At 68.7% G+C, this 23,458-nt stretch carries 16 protein-coding genes; 13 read left to right on the top strand and 3 right to left on the bottom strand.

Annotation, left to right across the window (positions count from 1 at the left end; genetic code table 11):
- Nucleotides 1–71 precede the first annotated feature (71 nt).
- From ACWDX9_RS29070 to ACWDX9_RS29055, 4 genes are read left to right on the top strand one after another with little or no spacing between them, the layout of a single operon-like run.
- Nucleotides 72–1,559 carry a hypothetical protein gene (locus ACWDX9_RS29070; protein WP_449959412.1) on the top strand — a complete coding sequence of 496 codons (1,488 nt, stop codon included), beginning with the start codon at nucleotides 72–74 and terminating at the stop codon, nucleotides 1,557–1,559.
- Nucleotides 1,556–3,199 (top strand): ABC transporter transmembrane domain-containing protein, encoded by a 1,644-nt coding sequence (locus ACWDX9_RS29065; protein ID WP_449959410.1) that lies wholly within the window; start codon nucleotides 1,556–1,558, stop codon nucleotides 3,197–3,199. The genes ACWDX9_RS29070 and ACWDX9_RS29065 overlap by 4 nt, the downstream gene beginning before the upstream one ends.
- Nucleotides 3,192–4,961 carry an ABC transporter ATP-binding protein gene (locus tag ACWDX9_RS29060; protein WP_449959409.1) on the top strand — a complete coding sequence of 590 codons (1,770 nt, stop codon included), beginning with the start codon at nucleotides 3,192–3,194 and terminating at the stop codon, nucleotides 4,959–4,961. The genes ACWDX9_RS29065 and ACWDX9_RS29060 overlap by 8 nt, the downstream gene beginning before the upstream one ends.
- Nucleotides 4,954–7,686 (top strand): thiopeptide-type bacteriocin biosynthesis protein, encoded by a 2,733-nt coding sequence (locus ACWDX9_RS29055; protein ID WP_449959407.1) that lies wholly within the window; start codon nucleotides 4,954–4,956, stop codon nucleotides 7,684–7,686. The genes ACWDX9_RS29060 and ACWDX9_RS29055 overlap by 8 nt, the downstream gene beginning before the upstream one ends.
- 301 nt (nucleotides 7,687–7,987) lie before the next feature.
- On the opposite strand, the gene ACWDX9_RS29050 is transcribed toward ACWDX9_RS29055, so the two are convergent.
- Both ACWDX9_RS29050 and ACWDX9_RS29045 read right to left on the bottom strand, forming a co-directional pair.
- Entirely contained in the window at nucleotides 7,988–8,173 is a 186-nt protein-coding gene (locus tag ACWDX9_RS29050) for a hypothetical protein (protein ID WP_449959405.1), read from the bottom strand.
- A gap of 235 nt (nucleotides 8,174–8,408) precedes the next feature.
- Nucleotides 8,409–9,320, bottom strand: coding sequence for an AraC family transcriptional regulator (locus ACWDX9_RS29045; protein WP_449959403.1), 912 nt, complete (start codon nucleotides 9,318–9,320; stop codon nucleotides 8,409–8,411).
- Between the two features lie 251 nt (nucleotides 9,321–9,571).
- On the opposite strand from ACWDX9_RS29045, the gene ACWDX9_RS29040 reads away from it, so the two are divergent.
- On the top strand, nucleotides 9,572–9,712 hold the full coding sequence (locus ACWDX9_RS29040; protein WP_449959401.1) for a hypothetical protein: 141 nt from the start codon (nucleotides 9,572–9,574) through the stop codon (nucleotides 9,710–9,712).
- Between the two features lie 429 nt (nucleotides 9,713–10,141).
- Here the strand turns inward: ACWDX9_RS29040 and ACWDX9_RS29035 are convergent, their stop codons facing one another.
- Entirely contained in the window at nucleotides 10,142–12,430 is a 2,289-nt protein-coding gene (locus ACWDX9_RS29035) for a hypothetical protein (protein WP_449959399.1), read from the bottom strand.
- Nucleotides 12,431–12,602: 172 nt separating this feature from the next.
- On the opposite strand from ACWDX9_RS29035, the gene ACWDX9_RS29030 reads away from it, so the two are divergent.
- The 8 genes from ACWDX9_RS29030 to ACWDX9_RS28995 all read left to right on the top strand — a co-directional run bounded on the left by ACWDX9_RS29030 (nucleotide 12,603) and on the right by ACWDX9_RS28995 (nucleotide 23,356).
- Nucleotides 12,603–13,964, top strand: a complete 1,362-nt coding sequence (locus ACWDX9_RS29030) for an extracellular solute-binding protein (protein WP_449959397.1) — start codon at nucleotides 12,603–12,605, stop codon at nucleotides 13,962–13,964.
- Nucleotides 13,961–14,827, top strand: a complete 867-nt coding sequence (locus ACWDX9_RS29025; RefSeq protein ID WP_364263541.1) for a carbohydrate ABC transporter permease — start codon at nucleotides 13,961–13,963, stop codon at nucleotides 14,825–14,827. Before ACWDX9_RS29030 ends, ACWDX9_RS29025 begins: the two co-directional genes overlap by 4 nt.
- The gene (locus tag ACWDX9_RS29020; protein WP_449959395.1) at nucleotides 14,824–15,678 is read left to right on the top strand and encodes a carbohydrate ABC transporter permease; all 855 of its coding nucleotides are present in this window, start codon (nucleotides 14,824–14,826) and stop codon (nucleotides 15,676–15,678) included. The genes ACWDX9_RS29025 and ACWDX9_RS29020 overlap by 4 nt, the downstream gene beginning before the upstream one ends.
- On the top strand, nucleotides 15,675–16,523 hold the full coding sequence (locus tag ACWDX9_RS29015) for an NAD-dependent epimerase/dehydratase family protein (RefSeq protein ID WP_449959393.1): 849 nt from the start codon (nucleotides 15,675–15,677) through the stop codon (nucleotides 16,521–16,523). Before ACWDX9_RS29020 ends, ACWDX9_RS29015 begins: the two co-directional genes overlap by 4 nt.
- The gene (locus ACWDX9_RS29010) at nucleotides 16,520–17,776 is read left to right on the top strand and encodes an enolase C-terminal domain-like protein (RefSeq protein ID WP_449959391.1); all 1,257 of its coding nucleotides are present in this window, start codon (nucleotides 16,520–16,522) and stop codon (nucleotides 17,774–17,776) included. Before ACWDX9_RS29015 ends, ACWDX9_RS29010 begins: the two co-directional genes overlap by 4 nt.
- Nucleotides 17,777–17,801: 25 nt before the next feature.
- Nucleotides 17,802–18,827, top strand: a complete 1,026-nt coding sequence (locus tag ACWDX9_RS29005; protein WP_449959389.1) for a LacI family DNA-binding transcriptional regulator — start codon at nucleotides 17,802–17,804, stop codon at nucleotides 18,825–18,827.
- Nucleotides 18,828–18,848: 21 nt separating this feature from the next.
- Complete coding sequence (locus ACWDX9_RS29000; protein ID WP_449959387.1) at nucleotides 18,849–20,450, top strand: FAD-dependent oxidoreductase; 1,602 nt, start codon at nucleotides 18,849–18,851, stop codon at nucleotides 20,448–20,450.
- Nucleotides 20,451–20,944: 494 nt separating this feature from the next.
- The gene (locus tag ACWDX9_RS28995) at nucleotides 20,945–23,356 is read left to right on the top strand and encodes a CHAP domain-containing protein (protein WP_449959385.1); all 2,412 of its coding nucleotides are present in this window, start codon (nucleotides 20,945–20,947) and stop codon (nucleotides 23,354–23,356) included.
- Nucleotides 23,357–23,458: the final 102 nt, after the last annotated feature.

Below are 23,458 nucleotides of genomic sequence, written 5' to 3'. Positions count from 1 at the left end.
TAAGCCCAGGCGGCGGCCGCCCCCCCCCCCCGGGGCCCCCCCCCACGCCTCTTTATCATCAAGCAGGATTGATGGATGATTTCTTGGCGGTTGAGCAGAACCTGCTCGCCGAGCTTGTCCGGGAGACAATGGAGCTGCCTTACGAGGACCTGCCGGACTGGCGGTCGCTTCACCACCGGCTCGCGGGCGTCGACGTCACTCGGGGCATCTTGGCCGAACACGAGCTCGACCGGGCCGCGGAGACCCTCAGGTCGCTCCTGCTGAGACGCGCTCACGCGATGAGCGAGCAGAGATTCCGCTCGCCCGACACGATGCTCCGGACGGTACTGCCCAGCGGGTGCGAGCTCGACCACAGCTATGAACGGAACATGACGGCTTCTCACCTGGAGGCACGGCTGGCTGCTGCCGTGGCGGAGCATGTTCCCACCGGATGGGCGCTGGAGAGCGTCGCTTTCTCCAGCGGAATGGCCGCACTCACCCATGTGCTGCAATCGCTCATTCATATGATGCACCCGACCGAGGCACACCCGTTGAGAATCGCGTACTGGGGTGACTACTTCGAAACCGACCTCCTCCTGGAGTACCTTGCGTCTTCCGCCGTCTCTCACGAGAAGATCCCGCCGTCGGCGTCGACGGACCCGGCATCGTTTTCCGGCGCCGACGTGCTCCTCATCGAGCCGGTTCGTTACAGCCGCACTCTGGATGTTCTGCCGCTGCGGCGGTGGCTGCGCGCCTGGGCGGAAGATCCGGCTCGCCCCCGGGTGGTGATCGCGGATACCACGCTGATCTCCCCGGCCTGGCCGATGCGGCAGGTGCTGGAAGCGATGGCGGGTCGTGACGCTGTCACGTTCATCGAAGTGCGCTCGGCGCTCAAACTCGACCAGCAGGGGCTGGAGCTGGCCAATCTCGGCGTCGCCAATGTCCTCCATCATCAAGGGATGGTCGGCGGGGTGCCGCGGGCGGGCGAACTGGCGAAAGTGCTGCGGCTGGTGCGTGGAGTGACCGGTGCCGGGCCGAGCGCCGCCGATATCGCGGCGCTGGACGCTCCCTTCCTGTTCCGCCCGGCCTGGCATCGACGGCACGCGGGCCAGGTGTACGCCAACAATCGGTATGTCGCCGAGAGACTGGCAACGGTCAGCGGCGTGTTCAGCTCGGTGGTCCACCCCTCGCTGGCCTCGGAGAACGACATCATCCGCGACGCCCCGTTCGTCATCATCGAATTGGCCGAGGACAGCGTCGAGGACAGCGTGGCCAATCATGGGTTCGTCCTGGGTGTGCTGCGCCACGTGGCCGCCACCCGAGGAATCCGCCTCGTCCACGGCGCGAGCTTCGGTTTCCGATCGCACCGGTTCGACGCGGTCATCCCGCGTGTCAGCCAGCCGCGCGGTCTGCTCAAATTCGCCGCGGGATCAAGAAGGGGACCATTCCTCGACACCGCAGCCGACATCCTGGCCGAGATCGGCCGCGTCGCGGGAATGGATGCCCTGCGAGCGCTTTATCCGGACGTGAAGGAGATCCCCCTCCTACCCGCTGAGGCGGACGCCGAGGAGCAGCCGTGAACCACCTTGCGCTGTCGGACCCCATTCGGGAGAACAAGAGGACGGTCGGCATTCTCGTCGGGCTGGCCATGGTGCAATGGGGGGCGGAAGCGTTGATCCCATGGTCGCTGGGCAGAATTCTCGCGATTCTGATCGACACGACCTCCGGCCTTGTGGGCTCGATTGCGCTCCTGGCAATGCTGGCGGCGGTCACCGTCGCCGCGTCGATCACCCGTTATGTCGTGGCTGCCAAGTTGAAGATCCGGGTGTCATTCGACTTGAAGGCCCGTCTGGGCGATCGGGTCACCAGAGGGGTGCAGGGCTCCACGGGGGAGCTGGGCACCTCGGTCAACTCCGACACCGACGCGATCGGAGGCTTCCCGAATGCCATCGCACGGCTGCTCGGTTCGATCGCCGCGATGGCGGTGATCGCCACGTACCTGCTCGCGGAGTCCCTGGCGCTCGGCGGGGCCGTCCTGCTCGGCGTCGTGCTCGTCTCCCTCCTCACCACAAGGATCGCGGTGCCGCTGGAGGGCCGGCAGCGGGCCCACAGGAAACTCCTCGGCACGCTGAACGAACTGGGGGTCGACCTCGCGGGAGGGCTGCGGGTGCTCCGTGGTCTCGGGGCGCAGGCCACCTTCGAGGAGCACTACCGGGTCGTGTCGAAGCAGACACTCCGAGCGGGCGTAGCGGTGGGAGGCACCCAAGCACTGCTGTCGGCCTCCGCCGTCTTCCTGCCGAACCTGCTGCTCATTCTGGTCACCTGGGCCGGCGGACGACTGGCGCTGAGCGGCGAGATCGAACCGGGCGCACTGGTCGCGTTCTGTGCCGCGGCGGTGTTCCTGGTCGAGCCCGTTGGATCGGTCGCAGACTTTGTGAGAACCCGGGCCGGGGCATTGGTCGCGACAGAGAATTACAACGCCTGCTTGGGAGGCCCCGACCGGGAGCGGCTTCCCGTAGACGAACCGGGCGTGCTCACGGGTGAACTGACCACACCTCGTACGGGAATCGTGGTCCGACCGGGAGAGCTGGTCGTCGTCGTTCCCGAATCACCAGCCGACGAGACGCGGATCGCGGAACACCTGGCGGGGCTGCGAGCCGATGATCCCGCCTGGCGAGCCTCGATCGGCGGCACCGCGCTGGCCGAAGCCCCTCGCTCCGACGTACGCAAGACGGTGCTCTATCACGGCGCGCAGCCGTTCCTCTTCTCCGGAACCATCCGTGAGGCCGTTGAATCGACCGGTGGTCTCAGCGATGACGAAGTGCTGGAGGCCCTGCGCGCAGCCGTCTGCGACGACCTGCTGACCATGAGCTCCGAAGGCCTGGACCTGACGGTGGGACCGCAGGCACGCAATCTGTCGGGCGGTCAGCGCCAGCGGCTGGCGCTCGCCTCCGCTCTCGCACGTCAGAGCCCCTATCTGGTCATGGTGCGCCCGACAGAGGCACTGGACAGCGCCACCGAGCAGGAGGTCGCGTCGCGTCTACGCTCCTTCCGGCAGAAATCGGGCACCGTGGTGCTGACCCGGAGCCCGGCGTTCCTGGAGCTTGCCGATCGGGTGCTCTACCTGGAACGCGACCTCGTCAGCGGAACCCACCGTCAGCTGCTGACGACCTGCAAGACCTACCGAGCCGTAGTCGCACGGGAGATCCAGGATGTCTGACGCCACCCTGCCGACAGCCGACAACGCGAGGATCCGCGCCGAAGTCCTGCGGCTGCTGAGGTCCAACCGCGGCACACTGGGCGCCGTCGTCTGCCTATACCTTGTGGCGGTGGCCGTCGGGCTGGTGCCGCCGATGCTCCTTGGCGATGTCGTCGACAGCATCGCGCACAGGTCGCCAGGAGTTCCCCTTGACCTCGCCGTCGTGGGAATCGCGGCGTGTGTCCTGCTCCAGGGCGTCCTGGTGTTCTTCGCCAGGAAGTCGGCCTTCAGGCTGGGCGAGAGAGTGTTCGCCGATCTGCGCGAGACGTTCGTCAGCCGCGTTCTGCGGATGCCGTTGCAGCGGGTCGAGAGCGTGGGGACGGGTGAGATCCTTTCGCGGTCCACCAACGACATGGAGGTCATCCATGAGGTCGTGAGATCCGGGTTGCCGGAGACGGTCGCCGCGCTGCTCACGCTGGTGCTCACGGTCACCGCTTCCTTCGTGGCCAACCCTCTCCTGGGCTGGACGGTGCTGGTCGGTGTTCCGATCATCGTGGTGGCGACGCGCAGGTATGCCAAGCGGCTCCGGAAGGCCTATCAGGCCGAACTCGCCGCCCAGTCACGGCTGTCGACCCTGGTGCTGGAGACCGCGCAGGGCGCGCAGGTGGTAGAGGCGTTCGACCTTGGCGGCCGGCGTGGCCGACTGATCGCTTCCGGCGTGGCCGAGGCCAGGGAAGCTGCTGTCACCCCTGTCGATCTGTCGGCCCGGTGGTTTCCCCTCGTACAGATCGGCTATTTCCTGCCCTTGGTCGTCACCGCCGGCGTCGGAGCGTGGATGGTCGGCATCGGGCTGGCGGACGTCGGCGAGGTGACGACCGTTGTCCTCTACACGCAAGCCCTGATCGGGCCGCTCGACGACCTCGCCGACTGGTTCGACGAGTTCCAGAGCGGCTCAGCCGGGCTGGCCAGAATCGTCGGAGTGCCCGAGACGCCGTGGGAGATCGAGGGGTCCGGCCCCGAACCGATCGACCGATCGGTAGTGGTGGAAGGCGTGACCTTCGCGTACAAGCCGGGCCATCCCGTGGTCGAAGACGCCCACCTGCGCATCGAACACGGCACAAGAACGGCCATCGTGGGCCCGTCGGGAGCAGGCAAAACCACCCTGGCTCTGCTCATGGCCGGAGTCCAGCCCGCGTCGCAGGGACGCATACTTGTCGGCGGCACCGACATCGCCAGTTTTCCGCCAAGCGTTCTGCGCCGCCACATCGCGCTGGTCACTCAGGAAGACCACGTCTTCAAACGGAGCGCCGCGGCCAACCTGCGCCTGTTCATGCCCACAGCCACCGACGAGCAGGTGACCGCCGCTTTGGAAGCCACCGGCGCGATGTCCTGGATCTCGCGGTTGGACGGAGGTATCGACGCCGAGTTGGGAGAAGAGGCGTATGTCCCGACTCCAGCGGAGTCGCAGCAACTCGCCTTGGCTCGAATCCTGCTGAACCCCCCGGCGATCCTCATTCTCGACGAGGCCACCTCCGCGCTCCCCAGAACGACGCAGCGGCGGCTGGACGACGTGCTCCGCCGCTCACTTAGTGGCCACACGGTCATCCAGATCGCTCACAAGCTGGACACGGCCGCCCAGGCGGACCAGATCATCGCCATGTCGGGCGGCCGTATCGCTGAGGTGGGCTCCCATGACGAGCTGCTCCGCCGCGACGACATTTACGCAAGGCTGTGGCGCGTCTGGGACACCGGCAGCAGCCTGGAGCACACGCCGAATGCCTGAGCAGGAAGCGTGGTCGGCGCTACCGCTCGTGATGGTCCGCATGCCCGTCCTGCCGTACGACATGCAGGACCACAGCCACGAGGGGGATCCCATCCTCCGGCTGTGGTCGAACGCCGTCCTGGCCGAGGCTGTCTGGGTGGCCAACCCGCGCTTCGCGAGCCGCCTGGATCTCTATGCGTCGGGAGCCTGGCAGCCTGATCCCGAGGCCCGGCAGCGCATGCAGCGGACCTTCCTCAAGTACGTCAACCGTATGAGCCATCGTCCCACGCCCTTCGGGCTGTTCGCCGCCACGGGCTTCACCACCTGGGGCGCGGACCAGGGCGAGATCCGCCCACGCGCCTTCACCAAGCGGGTCAGGTTGGACGCCACCGTGGCGTGCCGTCTCGCTGACAGCACCGCTGCCACGGTCGAGGTGAACCCGAGCCGGCGGGTGACCGCGCGGCGGATCCTGTTCGCACCGCCCGGGAACAACGTGACCATGTGTTCGGTACGACGGATGCCCGTCGTCGACACGATCTGCGACTACTGCACCGAGCCACGCGACATCGACTCTGTCGTCGAACTGGTGCACATCACGGACCCAGGGATCCTCGATCCTCGCGCCTTTGTCAACCGGCTGCGGGAGGGCGGGTTGCTGGTGAGCTCTGCACGTCGACCTGCGCCGCATGAGTTGGACTACCGGGTTCCCCTGCTGCATCAGATCGAGCAATCCCCTCTCGGGGAGGGGATCGACGCGGTCAAGAAGGCGACTGAGGTCTTTGACTGGCGGGATGCCCGCGCGTGCCTGGCCATGGATCTGGCCATGTCCGTGGACGGCCGAGCGCCGAACGCGCTGAAGCACGCCCTGCTCGCGGCCATGCCGGTCCTCCTGCGGTTGGCCATGGCGCAAGAGCCGGACCAGTGGATCGCCGACTTCGCAGAGAGGTTCGCACGACGTTTCGGGCATGAGGAGGTCCCCTTTGAGCGAGTGCTGGACGAGGAACGGCCACCGCCACCAGGCGTGGCCGATTCCTTGCGGCTGACAGCGCTCCGGGCTTCCCTGATCCGGCGTGCGGCAGCGAACAGGGTCTCGATCGTTCCGGAGGACGTCGCCACCCTGCCCGTTCTGAGCCGGGCTGCCGTGTCGTACGACGTCTTCGTCCAACGGACCAAGACGGGCGATCCCCGGGACCCGGGCTGGGTGCTGGGGCCACGAGGATTGGCCGGCCCCGGCGGCCGGGCCTTTTCACGCTTCGCCGGACTGGACCCGCGGGTAGAGGAACATGTCGCGGCGGCGGTGCGTCATGAGGGCTCGGAGGCGCTTTTCCTGACCATCGACTATTGGCAGGACGCTTTGCGCAACCTCGCCACCGGCTGTTCTCCCTACGAAGGGCTGCTCGCCTGGTCGTCGGCTCCCTCTACCGCGGAACGGCCCGTGACACGACCCGCCGACCTGGTGGTCGGTGTCTCGGATGGCGTGCCGTACCTGCGGTCGCGGACTGACGGGCGCAAGGTCGTCGCACGTACCCACCACCTGGTCAATACCGGTGACGCGCCCCCACTACTGGATTTCGCCCATCGGGTGTCCGCCTTCGGCACTGCCGTTCCCGGCTGGGACTGGGGCGCCCTGCCCGCGACGAACAGTGCGCTGCCGCGGGTGGAGATCGGCGATCTGATCGTCTCCCCGGCCAGGTGGCGGATCGACGCAGCGCTCGGCGGCCCGGCGATACCCAGGTACGTGCATGTCGGGGAGGGCGATACCCGGCTTCTGCTCGACCTTGAAAATCCCCTGCACCGGGACCTTCTCGCGGACGAAAGGCGCCGTGGACGTGAATGGGTCGAGGAGTCCTTTGTCAGCGAGATGGCTGACCGCCCCGTCGAATTCGTCGTCACCATGGTCAACACGGAACATCCCCGCATACCGGCGGACGTCTCCCAGGTGACCGAGCCGGTCGTGCACCTTCCTGGCGACCGGTGGTGGGCCTTCCACATCGTCGCGGATCCCGATGACGAGGACGAGGTGATCCGTGTCCTCGGTAACCATCTTGAGCGCCGGAAGGCGCAGTGGTTCTTCGTCCGGTACGACGATCCCGTCCGGCATCTCCGAATCAGGATCCGGAGCGAGGACACGAATGTCATCGAAATGAGTCAGGTGCTTCGGGTACTGGCCGGCAGGGATCTCGTCACCACCTTCTCCATTGAGCCCTACCGCCCGGAGATTCGCCGATATGGGGGTGCTGAAAGCCTGGAAGCCTGCGAACGCTCCTTCTGCGAAGACAGCAGATCCGCACTCGCCTGCCTCAGGCCGCTCCGGCAGGCGCAACAGGACAGGGCCTTGCTGGCGGCCGCCTTGACCCATCTCTATCTCGGCTCTTTGCGCGCTCCTGCTGATGTCGTCACTGAGGTGCTGACCCGTATGAGCGCGGGGCCGCCGGCTCGGAAGGTGTCACGACGGCGCGCGCATGAGGCCCGCAAGGAGCTCATGAACTTGCTGACGGAGGGGCAAGCGCCCTGGCTCACGCACATTCGAGGGTTGTATGAAACCCGCACGGCGGACAGCCCCTCAGATTTGGCCGACAATATCGGCGTGGTCCGCAGCCTGACCCATATGCATCTGAACAGACGCGGCATAATGCCGGCCGATGAGCAGGTGGGAGCGCTGTGGCTACTGGAGACTCGGCGACGGCTTTCGGGCCGCCATCACTCCAGTAGGGCGGACAGGCGATCTCAGCGAATCTTCCGGTAGCCAGTTGTGCTCGAAATGGGCAAGGACAAGAACAGCGCGGGCGATGCCGCCGATTACGTTGGGGCCGTCGGTGATGCGCTGGAGGTTCCTCCAGCGGCCTTTGAGCGGCGAGCGGCGAACCGGCTCCTCCAGATCGCCCAGGACGAGTCGACCATCGAGCTCGGGCCGCGGCTCGGGCGGCGCAAGGCGTGCCAGGCGGCTGAGTTTCCGCAGGCCACCTGGTACCGCAAGAACCGCCGAAGCCCAGCTCAGGTCCACCCGGTCAGAGCGCCCGAGCGACCGGAGCTTCGCTGTTGCCTATTCAGAAGTCGCGGTTCCCGACCGAGAAGTCGCGGTTCCCGACTGAGAAGTCGCGGTTACCGACCGAGAAGTCTCGGTTACCGGCTGAGAAGTCGCGGTTCTCGGCGTTCGCCGGAGCGGCGGCGAACGCGAGTCCAGCCCCGGCAAACGCCAAAGTCGCGGCCAGGGCGAGAACGCTCTTGCGCACTTTTCCTCCTGATGCTCGTGTCTCTCGATCTCCTGCAGTGGATCGTACGGAGAGCTGGAATGCCGGACTATCCGATAAGTGAACGGCCTGCAGCGCGATCCGGATACCGGACGATCGTTTCCGGGACGGGCCACGCGTCACGGGCGGACCGTTCAGCCACAGTCAGTGGCGAGCACCTGGACCTCATAGCGCCCTTCAACCGGTCGGACGCGTCTCGCATCCTCAAGCGTCGCCTTCACTGTCGTCCTCGACGTGTGACGGAGGGCGCGTGACCGTAGGTCTGGCGGTAGAGGGAGGCGAACCGGCTCAGATGCACGAAACCCCAGCGGAGCGCCACCTCTGTAACAGTAGTCCGGCCGCCTGTCGCTGCGATGTGGACGAGATCGGCGTGAGCCCGGGCCAGCCGTACGTTGCGCAGATAGGCCATGGGCGTTGTCTGCAGGTGTTCGCGGAAGCCCGATTGAAGGGTACGGACGCTCACCCTGGCCGCAGTGGCGATGTCTCTTAGGGTGATCGGCTCAGCGGCGTGCTCTTCGCAGAAGTGGCGCGCGCGTCGAAGCGCCGCGGAGGTCGATGCGGCACTGGGCTCGCCGAGATCGGCAGAGTAGGTATGGGGCTGTGAGCCGAGCATGGTGTGCAGCAAAAACTGCTCGAAATGGTGTTCGGCGAGAGATGAGGCCGCAAAGGGGAACGGTATTCCCGCCGTAGCGGGGAGGGAAAGTGCGGTGAGTGCTCGGCCCAGGGGGCTCCCATCGGTGACTTGTGGCTCGAAGTGCATGTCTTCCTTCGGGGCGTCACCGAGCTGATCCTCAAGGAGGCGATCGACAAGCACCTCAGGAATCTGGATGATCATGACATCGTGATCGACGCTCCAGTTCATGTCGATGCGCTGCCGGGGGCCGATGATGGTAAGTGGTGCGGCGACGTCCTGGCGCCCGACCGTTAATCTGCCACCGCCGGTCAACGGCACGTGAATGTTGTAGAAGTCGGGCAGCGCTGGTACTTCGACACGGATTTCGGCCCCGTACGCCAGTGTGTGCAAGACGATGTTCCCGCGGTGCAGAAGCCTGTACCGGCCACCGTTTGAATGGCTTTTGATGACCCTGAGGCCGTGCGGCGAGAAGTTCTGCGAGACCTGCGCTCGCATTTCCTCTACGTCGCCTTTGAATATCAAGGGTTGTGCGGATGGACTCGGGAGGCTTCCCGAGCTCTGTGATCTCAATTCATTCATGGTCTTGATCCCCCTGCTCCCGTGGCTGGACCTACCCAATTGGCCGGACAGAGGTGTGTCAAGCGACCCGGCCCGCAGGAGCCGACCATGTCACCTTCTGAGCGTGCCTCGTCGCCTATCGAGGGTCGCCCGCGTGGCCTCGCTCGGAAGGGCGGGTCCGCCGCGCGGTGGAGACGGCGTGTCCGGCCCTGATCGAGCTCGCTCTGGCGACCCGGGCCGAGCCGGAGGGTGAGCTGCGCCGACGCGCGGACGCCCAGTTCGTCCAGGAGAACGTGCCCGAGCGGATCGAGCAACCCGCCGACACCTGATCCCCCTCGTCGAGGTCATGGGCAACGGGCGGTCAGGACGGGCTCGACGTGGATCTCACCGGCACGCAGGCTCCGGACACCACGCCAGGTACCGTCCACCAGCAGGGCGCCGGTCCTGGCGCCATTGCCCGGAGGCAACGGGACCGGTGGTTGTCCGTGATCGCGTGCGATAACAGCAGGGCAGGAAGCGGCACCACGCGGGGGTGTCCGGGTCAGGCCTCGGTGCGTCGGGCAGGTCGGACAGTTCACGTCCTTCCTGATGACGCCTCCCGCACCAAGGGCGGGTGTGGCCGTCACCAGGCGGCACCCGTCATCGGTCGTGCGTGGCGACATGGCATTGGCGTGAGTCCCGGGCGGCGCAGGGCGCGGATGGCCGGCGCTCTCTGCGCCCCAGGACAGGGGAGAGTTTCGCCGCTGGGTGGAGTGGCCTCAGGGCAGTTGGTCAGGGGTCGCCGTCAGACCGAAGTAGATGCGCGGAGCGCCGTCCAGCCGGACCTTGACCTTGCCGTCGCGGGCGGTGAGCCGTCGTTCCCTGCCGATGCAGTCGAGCTCCCTCACCGAGCTCCCGGCGGCGGCCACCTTCAGGTCCGTCTTGGTCGGCCAGCCGTCCACCCACGGTTCCGGTGCGGCGAACCAGGTGGAGCCCGGCGCGTGGTCGGTGTTGAGCAGGTATCCGTCCTTCCTGCTCCACAGGATCGAGACGGGTCCTTCCGGCGTGCTGAACAGCAGTCCCTTCAGGTCGGGGTCGGCCGGCTTCAACCAGCGTACGAACGTCGCCCTGTCCAGCACCTGCGCGGCCGTGGCGTAGGCGAGCATGGACGGCTTGGCGCTGGTGTCGCGGTTCATGAGCCCGTAGTGGTATTCGGGGTTGGCCGGGTCGGCCATCTGCGGCTTGCCGAGGACGCTGTCGTGCAGCTGGTACCAGTTCACGCAGCGCACCCCCTCGGCCTTGGCCAGCGCCAAGGTGAGCAGGACGTTCTCCGCGGCCTGCCGGTAGGTGTCGTGCCACCAGCTGTTCGGCTTCGTGCAGGCGTAGGCCTCGGTCAGCCACAGCTCCTTGTGCCCGTACTCCGCGATCATCTCGCGGGCCTTGCGCAGGCCGCCGAGGAAGTTCCAGTAGGAGCCGTTGTTGCCCTGCGTCCATTCCTCAGGAGGCGGCGCGTAGTCCGGCGTGAAGTTGCCCCTGCCCGGATGGAAGGCGAACCCGTCGATGAGGTCCCAGCCGCCGGCGTCGTGGAAGTTCTTGGTCCAGACGTGATCCATGCCGGCCAGGCCGGCGTTGAGCACCTTGGTGGGCGCTCCCGCGGCGGTCAGCCGGTCGCGTACCGGGCGTAGTCCGTCCCGCACGTAGGCGGCGGCGGTCTCGCCGCTCATCCATGGCTTGTTCACCTCGTTGGCGACCTCGAAGTAGCCGGCGCCCGACCCGATCGCCTTCTGCGTGTTCGTGTCGGCCCAGGCGGCGACCTCGGCGGCCGTTCCGCCCAGGGGGATCCCGGCGAGCTCGATGTTGTGACTGATCCCCGCCGCGTCGAGGGTGGCGGGTGGGAGACCCGGCCCGCCGTCGTAGGAGATGCGGACACGCTGGATGCCCAGGCGTTTCATCAGTCCCACGACGGCGGCGGTATCGGGCTTGAGCAGCCACGGGTAGTTGGCGATGCCGAACATGCTGTCGGCGCCCGCCTGGTAGGTGTGCGGCGGCAGGACGGCGAGGTTGGTGCGGGCGAACGCGCTGTCGGTGCCCGCGGTGGCGCTCACCTCGGTGAACACGATCCCGCGGGGTGGCGAGGTGACGGTGAAGGTCTGTCTCCACGCGGCTCCCGCCGCGACCGTGCCGGTCACGCTGCCACTGGCCAGCGTCCTGCCGTCGAAGTCGCGCGCCCACCACGACAGCTTCACGGTGCGGGCGGTGTTCCCCCCGTTGGCGACCTCCGCGTGCAGGGCCATCGGCCGGCCGCCGGCGTCCCAGAGGGAGAAGGGCTGGTCGGTCCAGACCTCCACACCGAGTGGAAGGCCCGCACCCATGGTGCCGCCCGCCGCGGGCCGCATCGAGCCGAGCACCAGGTCGGCCTCCGTCACGGCCGCGCTCGCGGTCCCGGTGCCCGGCGCGTGGATCCAGGTGGCGTTGGTCCAGGCAGGGGTGGTGGTGGCCAGCCGGAAGTAGGCGCGGGTGTCGGCCCAGGTCTCCTGGTAGACGACCCCGGCATTGCTTTCGTACGGCACTCCTCCCCCGTCGTCGCGGTTCCACGTCGTCAGCGCGGCGAAGGACTCGGGCGCCGACGGAGAGACGACGGTGCGGCCGAGCATGAAACCGGCCGGGATCAGCGTGGTCGAGCCGCCGACCTCCCAGCGGAGCTTCGCGCGGTGCGGCGCGACGCTGAAGACGCCGCGGACGGTGATTCCCGCGGCCGTGCCGGGGAGCGTGTAGTCGACCTGGATGGCCTGCGTGCCGTCCTGGAGCGTGATGAGCGACGGCGTTCCGCCGGTGGTGCGCTGGATGCCGGTGACGGAGTCCTTGGCCATGAACCCGGTGAGCCTGACCCGCTCGACGCCACCGCCGTCGCGGACGGTGATGCCGCCGTCGGTGGCCGCGGTCAGCGTGATGCCGTCGGCGGAGATCGAAGGGGTGTCGGCCTGGGCTTGTGCCGCGGGAACCAGCGCCCCTGCGAGTCCGGCCGCTACGGCTCCGCCGAGGAAGCGGCGTCGGGGGATGTCGGACATGAAGATCTCTTCCCTGTCGACCTAATGCGGATTAGGAAGAGGTGTACTCCGGCCGGAACAAGAGTGTCAAGGGTGATTTGTGTGCATCACGTAATCTGCTGGTAACGCCTTGACACGTCTTCCTAATGCGGATTAGATGCCACCTAATCCGCATTAACCCAGAGGAGTAGCCATGGATGTGCCAGCCCCCAGAAGGTGGATGGCGGGGGCGCTCATGCTCGCCGCCGCGACGGCGGGCTGCTCGTCCGGCTCGTCGGGTGAGGACTCGGGCAAGACCACGATCACCGTGGCGGGCATGCCTCCCACGACCGCCGCGAAGACCCGCGCGCAGTTCCTCGACGCGGTCGCCGCGTTCGAGAAGGCCAACCCCACCATCAAGATCAAGCCGACCGACACGCAGTGGGACGCCAGGACGTTCGCGACCAGGCTGGCCGGCGGAAACGCGGAGACGGTGCTGACCGTGCCGCTCACCGAGCCGCCGGGGCTCATCGCCCGGCGCCAGGTCGCCGACCTCAGCGCCGAGATCAAGAGCCTGCCGCACGCGGGAGACTTCGACCCCCGCGCGCTGGCTCCCGCGACCGGCGCGGACGGCAAGGTCTACGGCCTGCCCGTCACCGAGTACGCGCTGGGCCTGGTCTACAACCGCGCCCTGTTCACGAAGGCGGGGCTCGACCCGGACCGGCCACCCGCCACATGGGACGAGGTCAGAGCGGCGGCCAAGAAGATCGCCGGGACGGGAGCCGCGGGGTACACGCAGATGACGGTCAAGAACACCGGCGGCTGGATCCTGACCGCGATGACCTACTCCTTCGGCGGGCGGATGGAGAAGCAGGAAGGCGACAGGTACGTGCCCTCGCTCCTGGACGGCCCGGCGGAGCAGGCGCTCCGGCACCTGTCCACGATGCGGTGGCAGGACGACTCCATGGGCGCCAACCAACTGCGCACCCAGCAGGACGCGGAGCGCGACTTCGCCGCCGGAAAGATCGGCATGATGATCGGCACCGTCAACAGCTACAGCCGCTACACCACCCTCTACTCCGGCAAGCCGGACGACTTCGGCATCGCGGCGCTGCCGCAGCAGGGCGGCAAGGCGACACTGCTGGGCGGGCTGGTCGCGGCCGTCAACGCCAAAGCCACGGCCGCGCAGCGAGCCGCCGCGGTGAAGTGGATCGACTTCTACTACCTCAAACCCACCTACGACCCGGCCGCCGCCGAGCAGCTGGCCGTGGCCAACGCCGCGGACAAGCTGGCCGTCGGCCTGCCCACGCTGCCGTTCTACGGCACGTCGGTGTCAGGCCCGGTGAACGCCGCGATCGCCAAGCACGGCAACATCCCGGTGTCGAACTTCGCGCCCTACGTGAAGGACACCGACAAGCTGGAGTACGTCGTCGAACCCCCCGTCGCCGCCCAGGACCTGTACGGCGCACTCGACACCGCCGTGCAGGCCGTTCTGACCCGCAAGGACGCCGACCCGCGCGACGAGCTGACCAAGGCGGCGGCGCGGGTCGCGCCGCTGCTTGAGAAAGCCCAGTGACCCGGGGCAAAGGCGTCGCGGCCGCGCTGTTCCTCATCCCGACGGTGCTGGTCTTCGGCCTGTTCTCGTGGTGGCCGATCATCCGCAGCGTGGTGCTCGGATTCCAGCAGACCAACCTGGTCGAGGCGGCGACCTTCGCGGGCCTGGACAACTTCCGCACCCTGCTCGCCGACCCCCTGCTGGGCACGGCGGTGCGCAACACCCTGCTGTTCACCGGCCTGGCCCTGCTGATCGGCTTTCCGCTGCCGATCTTCCTGGCGGTGCTGATGTCGGAGCTGCGGCGCGGCTCCGGGCTGATGCGGGTGCTGGTCTACCTGCCGGTGGTGGTGCCGCCGGTGGTGGCCGTGCTGATGTGGAAGTGGTTCTACGACCCGGACTCCGGCCTGTTCAACCAACTGCTCGGGCTGGTCGGGCTGGGACCGTACCCCTGGTTGCAGTCCACGGGCATGGCGATGCCGAGCCTGGTCCTGGAGGCGACCTGGGCGGGCGCCGGCGGCGTCGTGCTCATCTACCTGGCCGCGCTGTCCAGCGTGCCGACCGAGCTGTACGAGGCGGCCGAGCTGGACGGGGCGTCGGTGTGGCGCAGGTTGTGGCATGTGACGCTGCCGCAACTCCGGCCCATCCTGCTGATCATGCTCCTGCTCCAGGTGATCAACACCTTCCAGGTGTTCACCGAGCCGTTCGTGCTGACCGACGGCGGGCCGGAGGACTCGACGGTCACGGTGCTGCTACTGATCTACAGGTACGCGTTCGTCAACGGCGACTACGGCACGGCGGCGGCGTTGAGCGTGAGCCTGGCCGTGGTGCTGGCGGTGCTGTCCGCCGGGTACCTGCGGCTCACCAGAGCTTGGGGGACGAAGTGAGGGGAGTGATCTCCGGCACCGAACGGCGCGGGCGCGGGATGCGCCTCGGGCTGGGCACCACCCAGGTGCTGCTCATCGTGGCCCTGGTCCTGGAGGGTGCCGGGCCGATCTACTGGATCTTCAAGGGCGCGATCTCCTCCACCCAGGAGTCGCTACGCCGTCCGCTGGCCCTGTGGCCGGCGGACGTGCGATGGTCGAACCTGGCGGAGGCGTGGACGACCCTGGAGGTCGGCCACTACCTGACGAACACCGTCGTACTCGTCGGCGGCTCCTGGTTCGCGCAGCTGTTCGTCGCGACGACAGGCGCCTACGCGCTGTCGGTCCTGCGACCCTCCTACGGCAAGTACGTCTACGGCGCGGTCCTGGCGACGCTGTTCCTGCCCGGCACCGTCTCGATGGTCTCGCTGTACCTGACCGTCCTGGACCTGTCCATCGCCAACACCCCGCTGTCGGTGTGGCTGCCCGCCGGGGCGCACGCCTTCAACGTCCTGCTGGTCAAGCAGTTCTTCGACGGCATACCCAAGGAGTTGTTCGAGGCGGCGCGCCTCGACGGCGCGGGACCGTGGCGGATCTTCACCCGGGTGGTGCTGCCGATGTCGCGCCCGATCCTGGCCGTGGTATCACTGCTGGCTGTCATGAACGCGTGGAAGGACTTCCTCTGGCCCATGATCGCCATCACCGACACCGAGAGCCAGCCGCTGGCGGTGGCCCTGCCCCGGCTGGCGGACACCTCGGACCAGGCTCTGCTCATCGCCGGGATGCTGATCGCGATCATCCCGCCTGTCCTGGTGTTCCTGCTGTTCCAGCGGCAGATCATCCGGGGCATCGCCTTCACGGGGCTGAAGGGATGAGGGTCCTGGTCACCGGCGCGGCAGGCCGCCTCGGCTCCGCCGTACTGGCAGAGCTCGCATCGCGGGACATCGCCGTGACCGCGCTCGTCGCGCAGGATCCCGGCCCGCTGCTGGCGGAGCGGGTCGTCGTGGGCGACGCCCGCGACCCGGCCGCCGTCCGTACGGCCCTCGAAGGGGCCGACGCCGTCGTTCACACGGCGGCGCTGGCCTCGCCCGAGGTGGCGGCGCCCGAGGTGGTGTTCTCGGCCAACACGCAGGCGACGTTCGTGGTGCTGAACGAGGCGGGAGAGCAGGGGGTACGGCGGGCCGTGATCGCCGGCAGCCTGTCGGTCACCGGCCTGCCTTTCGCCAGGTCGCGCCCGAGCCCGCCGTACCTGCCGCTGGACGAGCGGGTGCCGTTGCAGATCGAGGACCCGTACGCGCTGTCCAAGCAGGTGGACGAGGCGACGGCGGCGATGATGCACCGGCGGCACGGCATGACCGTGGCCGCGCTGCGCTTCCCCTTCCTCGGTGACCAGGCCAGGCTCGCCGCGCGCGCCGAGCGGCTGGCCAGGGATCCCGCGGCCGGGGCCGCGGAGGTGTGGAGCTACCTCGACCTGCGCGACGCCGCGCGTGCCTGCCTGCTCGGGCTGACGGCCCCGCTGCACGGCGCGCCGGTCATCTTCGTCGCCGCGGACGACACGCTCGTGGCGACCCCCACCGAGGAGTTGCTCGCGGCGCACCACCCCGGCGTGCCGCGCCGTACGGCATTGCCCGGCAGGACCGTGGCCATCGATCTCGAGCCGGCCAGGCGACTGCTCGGATTCACTGCTCGGCATCCGTTCCCAGAGGAGCGACAATCATGATCATGCCGGAGACGCAGGCGCCGTGGCAGGCCAGGGACGGGCTGCGCATCACCGGCCTGCGCGCGATCGTCACCGCTCCAGGCGGGGTCCCGCTCGTCGTCGTGCGCATCGACACCTCGGAACCCGGGTTGTACGGCCTGGGCTGCGCCACCTTCACCCAGCGCTTCCACGCCGTGGTCGCCGCGATCGAGCGGCACCTCGCCCCCATGGTCATCGGCCGGCATCCGGCCGACATCGAGGACATCGGCCGGATGCTGCACTACTCCTCGTACTGGCGGGGCGGGCCCGTGCACAACAACGCGCTGTCCGGCATCGACCAGGCGTTGTGGGACATCGCGGGCAAACGTTTCGGCGTGCCGGTGTACGAGCTGCTGGGCGGGCGGGTCAGGGCGGCCGCCGCCGTCTACACCGGGGCTCGCGGTGGCGAGGTCGAGGAGTCCATCGAGCGGGCCGCCGCGCTCGCCGAGCAGGGCTACCGCTACGTGCGGCTGCAGGCGGGCGGGCCGGGGCTCGGCACGTACGGCGGCGTCGGCACGCCCGGCGGGTATCCCAGCAGCCCCCATCCCGACGGCTGGGACGTCGGCCACTACCTGCGGAGCACGCCGAAGCTGTTCGAGCGCGCCCGCGAGGTCCTCGGTGAGGAGCTCGGCCTGCTGCACGACGCGCACAACCGGCTCACGCCGAAGGAGGCCGTGGGGCTCGCGCGGTCGCTGGAGCCGTACCGGCTGTTCTTCCTGGAGGACCCGCTCGCACCCGAGCACTTCGACCGGCTACCCGAGGTGCGGGCGGCCGCGCCGATGCCGATCGCCTCCGGCGAGCTGGTCTCCTCGGTGACCGACGCGGCGCGTCTCATCACCTCCGGCGGCGTCGACTACCTGCGCCTGCACGTCTCGGCCGTCGGCGGGCTGACGCCCGTGCGCAAGCTCGCCGCGCTGTGCGAGCTGACCGGGGTGCGGACGGCCTGGCACGGGCCGCCCGACGTGTCACCGGTGGGCGCGGCGGCCAACGTCACGCTCGACGTCACCAGCCCCGCGTTCGGGATCCAGGAGGCGCATGTCTACCCGGAGACCGTGCACGAGGTGTTCCCGGGAACGTTGAGGACGGTGAACGGCTACATCACCCCCTCTGACCGACCCGGCTGGGGCGTCGACCTCGACGAGAACGCCGCCAGGCGATACCCACCGGAAACGCACCTGCACGAGCGGTGGGCCGCGCGGGTGCGCAGGCCCGACGGCGGGATCGAGGCTCCGTGATCTACTACTTCTTGGGGGATATGCCATGAGACCCAGCGGTCGCCCTCGTCAGGCGGACATCGCTCGACTGGCCGGCGTCTCACAGCCGACCGTGTCCCTGATCCTCGGCGGCGGCGCCGCTGCCATGGGCATCGCCCAGGAGACCCAGCGCAAGGTCATGGAGGCCGCCGAGCAACTCGGGTACGTGCCCGACCCGATCGCCACCCGCCTGGCGGCCGGGCAGAACAACCTGCTCGGCCTCTACACCTTCACCTCGACCTTCCCCAATGAGATCTCCCACGCCTACTACCCGTTCCTGGTGGGTATCGAGGAGGAGTCGGCGGCGCAGGGCTACGACCTGCTGATGTTCATCGCCTCCAGCACCACGGGCGAGCGCCCGCACGCCCAGGTGCTCAACCGGGTACGGCTGGCCGACGGCTGCCTGTTCCTGGGCAGGCACCTGCCCGTGCGGGAGATGGACCGCCTGCTGGCCACCGATCTTCCTGTCGTCTACATAGGGCGGCACGACGAGTTCGGCGACCGCCTGGCCTACATCGGCGCCGACTACGTGTCCGCCGGCGCCGCCGTGGTGCGGCACCTGGCGGGGCTGGGCCACGAGCGCATCCTGTACGTGCGCGAAGCCGACGAGGCGATCACCTCCGTCGACAGGGAGGCCGGCTTTCGGAACGGCATGGAAGAGTGCGGGCTGGCAGCCGAGGTGGTGCGCACCGACGGCGCCGACCTGACCCCCGACCGGCTGCGCGCCTGGCGTGACCAGGGCATCACCGCGGTGGTCACCGAGGCCACCGACACCGACGCCGCCCATCGCGCCCTCCTGTCGGCCGCCGAGCGCGCGGGGCTCCGCTTCCCCGACGACCTCTCCCTGGCCACGTTCGGCGACCCCCGCGACCGCGCGGCAGGGCTCACCGGCTTCGCCGTCCCCCGTCGCGAGATGGGGGCCGCGGCCGTCCGGCTGCTCACGAAACTCATCGCGGGAGACCGTACGGTCCCCAGGCACCAGCTCCTGACCTGCGAGCTTGAGCCAGGCGAGACCGCGGCACCGCCCCGCTAGCCCTCTCGAAAGGCATCACCCATGACCGACATCCTCATCGTCGGCGGTGGGCTGGGCGGCGTCGCCGCAGCCCTGGCCGCCTGCCGTGCGGGCCACGACGTCGTCCTCACCGAGGAGACGGACTGGATCGGCGGCCAGCTCACCGCGCAGGCCGTACCCCCCGACGAGCACCCGTGGATCGAGAGCTACGGCTCCACTGCGACCTATCGTGAGGTGCGCGGCTCCATCCGCGACTACTACCGGCGCTGGTACCCCATGACCGGCGGCGCGCAGCGCTGGCGCGAGCTGAACCCCGGCGCCGGATATGTCAGCAAGTTGTGCCATGAACCACGCGTCTCCCTGGCGGTCCTGCAGGCCATGCTGGCGCCCCACGTGGCCGCCGGGCGCCTGCGCGTCCTCCTTGAACACCGTCCCGTCGATGTCGAGGTGGACCGTGACCGCGTCAGAGCCGTCACGCTGCTGGACCTCCGCTCCGGCGACTCCCACACCATCGCCGCCGCCTATGTCCTCGACGCGACGGAGACCGGCGATCTGCTGCCGCTGGCGAGGACGGAGTACGTCACGGGCGCGGAGGCCCGCGGCGAGCACGACGAGCCGCACGCGCCGGACGAGTACCAGCCGCTGAACATGCAGGGCATCACCTACTGCTTCGCCGTCTCCCACCACGACGGTGAGAACCACGTCATCGACCGGCCCTCGGACTACGGATTCTGGCGCGATTACCGGCCCGGCTTCTGGCCCGGGCCGCTGCTCGGCTTCAGCGCCCCGGACCCACGCACCCTTGAGCCCGAAACCCGCTGGTTCGACCCCAACCCGCCCGGTGATCCCCGCGGGGTGCTGGCCGACCAGAGCGCCCAATCGGGGGACAAGGACCTGTGGATGTTCCGCAGGATCCTCGCCCGCGACCTGTTCGAGCCCGGCTTCGCCGCTTCTGACATCACTCTGGTCAACTGGCCGCTGAACGACTACTGGCTGCGCCCGATCATCGAGGTGGAGGCCGACACGGCGGCGCTGGCGCACAGGGAGGCGAGGCAACTGTCGTTGTCGCTGCTGTACTGGCTCCAGACCGAAGCGCCCCGTCCTGACGGCGGCACCGGCTTTCCCGGGCTCCGGCTCCGCCACGACGTGGTCGGCACCGCGGACGGACTGGCGAAGTCCGCCTACGTCAGGGAGTCGAGGCGTATCCGCGCGGTCACCACCGTCACCGAGCACCATGTCTCCAGGGCCGTCCGCGGCGACCGCGGCACGCTGCGGCACCATGACTCCGTCGGAGTCGGCGCGTACCGCATCGACCTGCACCCGTCGACCGGTGGGGACAACTACATCGACATCGCCAGCGTGCCCTTCGAGATCCCGCTCGGCGCGTTGCTGCCTGTCAGGATGCGGAACCTGCTGCCCGCGGGGAAGAACATCGGCACCACGCACATCTCGAACGGGTGTTTTCGCCTGCATCCTGTGGAGTGGAACGTGGGTGAGGTCGCGGGCCAGCTGGCCTCGTACTGCCTGCGCCGGGAGGTGGAACCGCAGGAGGTCAGGGAGAAGGAGACCTTGCTGGAGGAGTTCACCGGGGAACTGGACAGGATCGGGATCGAACGCCACTGGCCGGCACCGGCGGGCTACTGACCCTCGGCCCGCGGCATCGGAGCCTCGACCTTGGTGGCCAGAAGGCCCGCTGGGACAGTCGCAGCCCAGCGGGTCGAAGCGCTCATCGACGACGGCGTGGCCGGCCCCCAGGCGGGGCCTGTGCCGTCGGAGCCCGCGAAAGGCCCATTCACGACAGGTACGGGCATGGCGCCTCGCGACTGTCGCTAAGCCACTCGACACACGTGAGTCCGACACCACGAGTGTGACCCGCTGACGGGTGCTTGTTAGCGATTTAGGTAGATCTTTCCATATATCTCCCATCAGGCGACACATCGGACACCGCCTTCTACCTGGGACTTTACCTTCGCCGGAAGCGTTGAACCCTCCTTGGGGCGCACTTGACCTGCGGAAACATCAGGCTACCCTCGCCCTATCGCAGACTTCCGGTTTATTCACATTGGTCACAAGATTACCAATTTTGTCAGGATCAATGTGCATATATCCGGTCTTGTTCAGGAGGTTCCCTCACTTCCATGACGCCAGAGACGCAGAGGTTCATCGAACTGCTCCAGCGCCAGCTCGGCTATGCCGACAAGGGCGCGAGCACCAAGTTCGGCGAATGGTACGGCAGCAACGTCGAGTTCGACGCCGACTACAGCTCGGCCCCGTGGTGCGACATGTACATTTCGTGGGCGGCGCACAAGCTCGGCTACCAGGCATGGGTCGGCCAGTTCGCGTGGACGGTGGCACACGCGAAGTGGTTCAAGGAACAGCACGCGTGGGGGAAGGTTCCGACGCCCGGCGCGTTGGTCTTCTTCGACTGGAGCGGCTCCGGCCAGATCGACGACATCGACCACGTCGGCGTCGTGACGAAGGTGCGAGGCGACACGATCTTCACGATCGAGGGCAACACCGACGGCGGCGTCGTGGAGAGCAAAGAGCGCAGCACGAGCACTGTCGTCGGGTACGGCTATCCGGAACGGGTCAAGGCCAACCTGGACGCGACCAAGTCCGAACTCCAGCTGGTTCAGGCGCGGCCTGGACCCGAAGCGCCGCAGCAGGCGGCCGGCGACTGGTCCGCCGAAGCACGACCCGGTTCCCAGACGCGGCAAGATCAATACGCCGACCAGACGTCTGAGGCATCACGCGACATCCACAAGAACCAGGAACAACCCGGCCACGGGTCCGCCGACTCGCGGCCCGACGCGGACACGACCAGCAACCAACCCCCCGACCGGGCACCCCGCCAGCCCTCCGGCGATCACACAGGACAAGCGCAGCCGTCCAGCGATCACACGGGGCAAGAGCAGCCGTCCGGCGACAAGACACCCCAAAGCCCACACAACCAGAACCCCCAGGCCACCGACGACCACGCGACCCCGTCAGGCGCCCGGCCCGGGGCTGACGACCCGGGCCGGAACACCGCCGACGGACCGGGCACCCACGCCACGCACGAGCCGGGCTGGGCCACCGCGGACGGACCGGCCACGGGTGCTGCGGACGGCTCGCACTCTCAGGGGCAGTCGGCTGCCCCTGAGAGCCCAGGCGCCAACCAGGACGACCCTCACTCCCCCACCGCACCCGAACACACTCAGGCTTCGGACTCACCGCCGAACGCGACAGCCCCAACCCGGGATTCCGCCGACATTCCGCCCGCCACGGTTGCCCCGGCCCCGACTTCCTCCGACAACCCGAGCGCCAGTCCGACATCGGACACGCCGTCCACCACCCCGACCCCAACTTCCGACGCTCCGACCGCCACCCCCACTCCGACTTCCGACACCCCGACCGCAACCCCCACCCCAACCTCCGACGCTCCGACCGCCACCCCCACCCCAACCTCCGACGCTCCGACCGCCACGGTCACCCCGACCTCCGACACGCCCTCGGCCACGGCCACCGCCATCCCAACGCCAACCGTCTCCGAGACACCCCCCACAACCAGCGCGACCCCGACCTCCGACGCGCCCTCTGCCACACCGTCGGCCACGCCCTCGACGACGACCCCGGCCACGCCCACGCCCACGGCCAGCGCATCGGTGCCGCAGACGGCTCCGGAAACCACTCCTTCGCCGACCGCCACCACCGCCGAGCCGGCCGCTTCTCCCGAACCCGAGCCGACCGCTTCCGCGACGGAGGCGGCGGCCACGTCCCAGTCCGAGCCGACTGCCACCCCCACGCCGACCACCGCCCCCTTCTCGGCTGAGCCGCTCGCGTCCTCCGAGGCCGAGCCGGTCCCCGAGGAGAACACCCCTGCCGCGTCGAAAGCGGCTGACACCGCGGTCGCAACGCCGTTCCCCACGCACCTCCAGGCCTCGGTCAGCGGCCCGCTGCCGAGCCTGTCCACTCCGGTGTTGGTCACCTCGGCCGTGGTCACCGTCGTGGTTCTGTTCGCGGTGTTCGTGGTGCTCAAGACCCGCGCCGGCGCCCGCTCGGCCGCCACAGCCGCCGCCGGGTACGCTCCCACGAGCCCGCCCGTGCCGGTCGTCCCGCGGCACGGCGTCGCCGAGCCGGACGAGGGCACGGTGTGGAGATGGGAGCTCCTGGAAGCCATCGAGGCTGCCGTAGCTCTCGACACCACCCCACCCGGCGAGCAGGACGGCGCCCCTGTCCCCTCGCAGCAGGAGAACCGGCGACCCGACCCCGCGCTCGGCCCTCAGGATGAGGACGCCTTGACCGAGCCGCTGGAGCCGATCGTCGACACCGGGCCGCTGGAGCCGACCGTCAACACCGGACCGCTCGAGTCGATCGTCGACACCGGGCCCGTCGAGCCCATCGTCATCCCCGCGGCGACGAGCCCGTTCAACGCCTTCACCCCGGCCGAGTCCACGGACGAGAACGTCCCCGACCCGACCCGCGACGGGCGCAACGGGCGCGGCGACCAGCACGCCGGCGATGAGGATGCCACCGGCGGGAAGACGCCCCCGGCCCCCGACGCGCTCTAGCTTGAGCGCCTGCCCCTGACCGTCGGCGCGCTGCCACCTGTCCGTGCCGCCTACGCCGACGCCGGCTCGGACAGCGCATCCCGGTCTCGTGCTGTACGGCGG

The sequence above is a fragment of the Nonomuraea sp. NPDC003201 genome (assembly GCF_053590415.1).
Note: the sequence above shows the minus strand (reverse complement) of the source record. Positions and strands in the feature narration are given on the sequence as shown.